Here is a 4,207-nt window from a genome sequence, read left to right as displayed (position 1 = left end):
GCCTCGGCCGTGGCCGTCACCAGCCGGGGGCCTGCCACCCACCCCATCCCCGTCTGCACGATCGGGTGCCGCACCCCCACCAGCCGGGTCAGCGCCGTCTCCATCAGCCGCGCACCTCCGACTCGCGCCGCCCCTCCGGGTCGAGCACCTCCCGGATGAGGCGCAGCTCCCCGGCGGTGGGGGCGCGGGTGTACGGGACGTCGTCCGTCGCCGCCAGCGGGAAGCCCGTCGCCTCCCGCACCTGCCCGGCCGTAACGCCGGGGTGCAGCGAGGCGAGGCGCATCCCGCGGTCCGGGGTGGCGAAGTCGAGGACGGCGAGGTCGCTGACGACGCGGGGGATGCGGTGGTAGCGCGCCCCGACGGCCGCCGCCCGGTCGTAGCCGACACCGCACACCATGTCGACGGCGGGCACGAAGACCCGGGGGGAGTGGCGCGGGATCCAGTAACTCACCGGGTTGTTGAGCGTGTTGACGGGCGCGCCGCGCACCCCGAGCAGCTGGCGCGCGGGCCGCGCCCAGTCGCCGATGCAGGAGATGTTCTGGTTGCCGAACCGGTCGAGCTGGCTCGCGCCCATCATCACGTGCCGACGGCCCCCGGTGACCATGGTCAGATGGCGGCGGTACGGCAGCCAGCCCTCCGCCGCCCCGTCCGCCCCGACCAGCGTCGCCTCGCCGTCGGTGAGCAGCAGGTCCGGGGCGAAGGTCAGCCGGGCGAGCCGGGCGCCCAGCGAGGGGATCAGCCCCATCGGGCTGGCCAGCACCTCCCCGTCGCCGCGCCACGCCTCGGCGCAGGCCACCACGCAGTACTCGGCGCGGCTCGCCGCCGGAGCCCCGTTCACCGCCACCGCGTCCTCCTCCCTCACCGGACCTCCTCGTGCCAGGCCCGCACGGCCGACTGGTAGTGCTTCTCGTCCGGCCCCGACAGGAACCGCGCCGCGAAGTCCTGCCACGGCGTCGTCGCGTACAGCTTCTGGAAGGGCTCGTCGCGCCCGTAGTCCGGTACGCACGACGTGAAGTGGGCCCCGTTCGGCGCCTCGACGACGCCCGTGACCGTGTGCCGTCCGACGAGCAGGGTCTGCGGGACGGCGTCCGCGAAGCCGCCGGGCTCCACCAGCCGCTCGCAGGAGACGTAGGCGCTGTCGGCGGCCTCGCAGAACAGGTCGTCGAAGTACGGGTCGGGGCCCAGGTACTGGCCGTTGCCGAGCCGGTCGGCGCGGTTGAGGTGGACCAGCGCCGCGTCCATGCGCAGCGCGGGCACGGCCACGAACGTCTCCCCGTCCTCGTACGGCGAGGTCACCGTCCGCAGCCCCGGGTTGACCCGCATCACGTCGGAGCCCAGCCCGGCCCGGACCGGCAGGAAGGGCAGCCGGTTGGCCGCCGCGTGCAGGCCCCACATGAACATCGCCTCGTCGAGCTCCGTCAGGGCGAGGGTCCCCGCCTCGCGCGCCGCGCGGAAGTGCGGCTCCAGCGGGATGGAGTCGAGGGTCGCGAACGGGGCGACCAGCTCACGGATCCTGCCCGAGGCGGCGAGCAGGCCGACGTCCGGGCCGCCGTACGAGACGACCCGAAGATCGGTCACCGGCGATCTCAGCAGCGCCCGCACCAGCGCCATGGGCTTGCGGCGCGAGCCCCAGCCGCCGATGCCCAGGGTCATACCGCTGCGCAGCCGCGCGACGACGTCCTCGGGCGTCATGGTCTTGTCCGTCATGCCCGCTCGCCTTCCTTCCCCGGCTCCTCGCCGAAGGTGTCGCGGATCCGGGCGGCCACCCCGCTGAGGTTGGCCTCGAAGGTGAAGCCCTGCTCGAAGCGGTAGCTGCGGCGGACGTCGACGGGGTCGATGCCGTTGATGGCGGCCTTGGCCAGCCGGATGAGGGTGGCGTCCTTGCGGGCGATCTCCCGGGCCAGCTCCAGCGCCGCGTCCAGGAGTTCGGCCGGGCGCACCACCTTCCACACCGACCCGTGGGCCAGCAGCTCGCGGGCGGTGGCCGTGCGCGAGGTGTAGTAGAGCGCGCGCATCAGGTGCTGGGGGACGAGCCGGGCCAGATGGGTGGCGGCGCCGAGCGCGCCCCGGTCCAGTTCGGGCAGCCCGAAGACCGCGTCCTCGGCGGCGACCACCACGTCGGCGTTGCCGACCAGGCCGATCCCGCCGCCCAGACAGTGCCCGCGCACCGCCGCGACCACCGGCACCTCGCACTCGTACACCGCGGCGAAGGCCTCGTAGCAGCCATGGTTGGCGCCGATGAGCGCGCTGTGGCCGCTGTCGCGCCGCAACTCCTTGATGTCGACCCCGGCGTTGAAGCCGCGCCCCTCGGCGGCCAGGACGACACAGCGCACGCCCTGGTCGCGCCCGGCCGCGCGCACGGCGTCGGCCAGCTCGTACCAGCCGCGCACGGGAAGCGCGTTGACGGGCGGGAAGTCGACGGTGACGAGGGAAATCCCCTTCTCGGGGGCGGTGGTGGAGACACCCATGGGCGGATCAGCTACCTTTCCACCAAACGTTTGTTAGGTGAGGAAGGTAGCGCGGATGGAGCTGGCCGGGAAGGCGGCGGTCGTCACGGGCGGCACCCGGGGCGTCGGCGCGGGCATCGCGCGGGCGTTCCTCGCGGCGGGCGCCGAGGTGGTGGTCTGCGCCCGCAGACCGCCCGTCGAGCCAGTCCGGGCGGCGGGCCGCGAGGCCGGGTTCCACCCCCTCGACCTGCGTGAACCGGCCGCCGTACGGGAGTTCTTCGACGCGGTCGCGAGGGCGTACGGGCACCTCGACGTGCTCGTCAACAACGCGGGCGGCACGCCCTACCGGCTCCTTGGCGAGTCCTCCGCCGAGCGCCACGCGCGCGTGGTGGAGCTCAACCTCACCGCTCCGCTCACCGCCTCGCTCGCCGCGTACCCGCATCTGCGGGCGTCCGGCGGCTCGGTGGTGATGATCGGCAGCGTCAGCGGGAGCCGCGCCTCGCCGGGCACCGCCGCGTACGGCGCGGCCAAGGCGGGCCTGGAGAGCCTGGCCCGCTCGATGGCGGTGGAGTGGGCGCCCGGGGTGCGGGTCAACACGCTCGTGCTCGGCATGGTCCGCACCGAGCTCGCGCATCTGCACTACGGGGACGAGCGGGGGGTCGCGGCCGTGGCCGCCACCGTGCCGCTCGGGCGGCTCGCCGAGCCGGACGAGGTGGGCGGGGCCGCCGTCTTCCTGGCCTCCGCCCGGGCCGCGTACATCACCGGCGCGTCCCTCCTCGTCCACGGCGGCGGCGAGCGCCCGGCGTTCCTGGACGCGGCCACGGTCAACAGGTCGGCAGGACCGGCAGGACCGGCAGAGTCGGCAGGGTCGAAAAGGGAGTCGGGATGACGCAGACGAGTGCGGGACGGGTCGTCGTGGTGACCGGGGCGGGGCGCGGGCTGGGCCGCGCGCACGCCCTGGCGTTCGCGGCCGAGGGGGCGAGGGTCGTCGTCAACGACCTCGGCGTGGGCCTCGACGGCGCCCCGGCCCCCGGCAGTCCGGCCGACCGGGTCGCCGCCGAGATCCGCGCGGCGGGCGGCGAGGCGGTCGCGCACGGCGGGGACATCGCGACGGCGAAGGGCGCGGCCTCCCTCGTCGAGGCCGCCCTCGACCACTTCGGGCGCCTGGACACGCTGGTGAGCAACGCGGGCTTCCTGCGCGACCGAATGCTGGTCAACCTCGACGAGGCCGACTGGGACGCGGTTGTGCGGGTCCATCTCAAGGGCCACTTCCTGCCGTTGCGGGAGGCGGCGGCGCACTGGCGCGCCGAGTCGAAGGCGGGCCGCCGCCCGGTGGCCCGGGTCGTCCACACCACCTCGGGCGCGGGGCTGCTGGGCAGTGTGGGCCAGGGGAACTACGCGGCGGCCAAGGCGGGGATCGTGGGCCTGACCCTGGTGGCCGCGGCGGAGCTCGCGCGCTACGGCGTCCAGGTCAACGCGATCGCCCCGGCGGCGCGCACCCGGATGACCGAGCGGGTCTTCACCGGTCTGGCCGCCGCGCCGGAGGACGTGTCACCGCTGGTGGTGTGGCTGGGCTCGGCCGCGAGCGAAGGGGTGACGGGCCGCGTCTTCGAGGCGGAGGGGGGCCGCATCACGGTGATGGAGGGCTGGCGGCCGGGCCCGACGGCGGACAGGGGAGGCCGCTGGACCCCGGCGGAGGCGGGAGAGGCGGCACGACGGCTTCTGCGGGAAGCCGAGGCGCCGGGAGCGGTGTACGGGGC

At 75.1% G+C, this 4,207-nt stretch carries 6 protein-coding genes; 2 read left to right on the top strand and 4 right to left on the bottom strand.

Annotation, left to right across the window (positions count from 1 at the left end):
- From ACJA3G_RS31580 to ACJA3G_RS31565, 4 genes are all read right to left on the bottom strand, one after another.
- On the bottom strand, nucleotides 1–104 hold a 104-nt coding region (locus ACJA3G_RS31580; protein ID WP_406556469.1), incomplete at its 3' end, for a nitronate monooxygenase.
- On the bottom strand, nucleotides 104–844 hold the full coding sequence (locus tag ACJA3G_RS31575; protein ID WP_406556468.1) for a CoA-transferase subunit beta: 741 nt from the start codon (nucleotides 842–844) through the stop codon (nucleotides 104–106). The genes ACJA3G_RS31580 and ACJA3G_RS31575, both read right to left, overlap by 1 nt.
- Nucleotides 845–858: 14 nt before the next feature.
- On the bottom strand, nucleotides 859–1,707 hold the full coding sequence (locus ACJA3G_RS31570; RefSeq protein ID WP_406556466.1) for a CoA transferase subunit A: 849 nt from the start codon (nucleotides 1,705–1,707) through the stop codon (nucleotides 859–861).
- Nucleotides 1,704–2,468 (bottom strand): enoyl-CoA hydratase family protein, encoded by a 765-nt coding sequence (locus ACJA3G_RS31565; RefSeq protein WP_406556465.1) that lies wholly within the window; start codon nucleotides 2,466–2,468, stop codon nucleotides 1,704–1,706. The genes ACJA3G_RS31570 and ACJA3G_RS31565 overlap by 4 nt, the downstream gene beginning before the upstream one ends.
- Nucleotides 2,469–2,523: 55 nt before the next feature.
- Between ACJA3G_RS31565 and ACJA3G_RS31560 the strand changes: the two genes are divergently transcribed.
- Both ACJA3G_RS31560 and ACJA3G_RS31555 read left to right on the top strand, forming a co-directional pair.
- A complete protein-coding gene (locus tag ACJA3G_RS31560) occupies nucleotides 2,524–3,336 on the top strand; it encodes an SDR family oxidoreductase (protein WP_406556467.1) in 813 nt (270 codons plus the stop codon).
- The coding region (locus ACJA3G_RS31555; protein ID WP_406556464.1) for an SDR family oxidoreductase at nucleotides 3,333–4,207 on the top strand (875 nt) is incomplete at its 3' end. The genes ACJA3G_RS31560 and ACJA3G_RS31555, both read left to right, overlap by 4 nt.

It is taken from the genome of Streptomyces sp. YS-3, assembly GCF_045257485.1.
Lineage (GTDB): Bacteria > Actinomycetota > Actinomycetes > Streptomycetales > Streptomycetaceae > Streptomyces.
The sequence above is the reverse complement of the archived record's forward strand: the minus strand, read 5'-3'. Positions and strand labels throughout refer to the sequence as shown.

Bases quoted from the DNA above. Each gene is read 5' to 3' on its own strand.
- ACJA3G_RS31570 (WP_406556466.1), bottom strand. From the start codon at position 1,707: ATGACGGACAAGACCATGACGCCCGAGGACGTCGTCGCGCGGCTGCGC.
- ACJA3G_RS31565 (WP_406556465.1), bottom strand. From the start codon at position 2,468: ATGGGTGTCTCCACCACCGCCCCCGAGAAGGGGATTTCCCTCGTCACC.
- ACJA3G_RS31560 (WP_406556467.1), top strand. From the start codon at position 2,524: ATGGAGCTGGCCGGGAAGGCGGCGGTCGTCACGGGCGGCACCCGGGGC.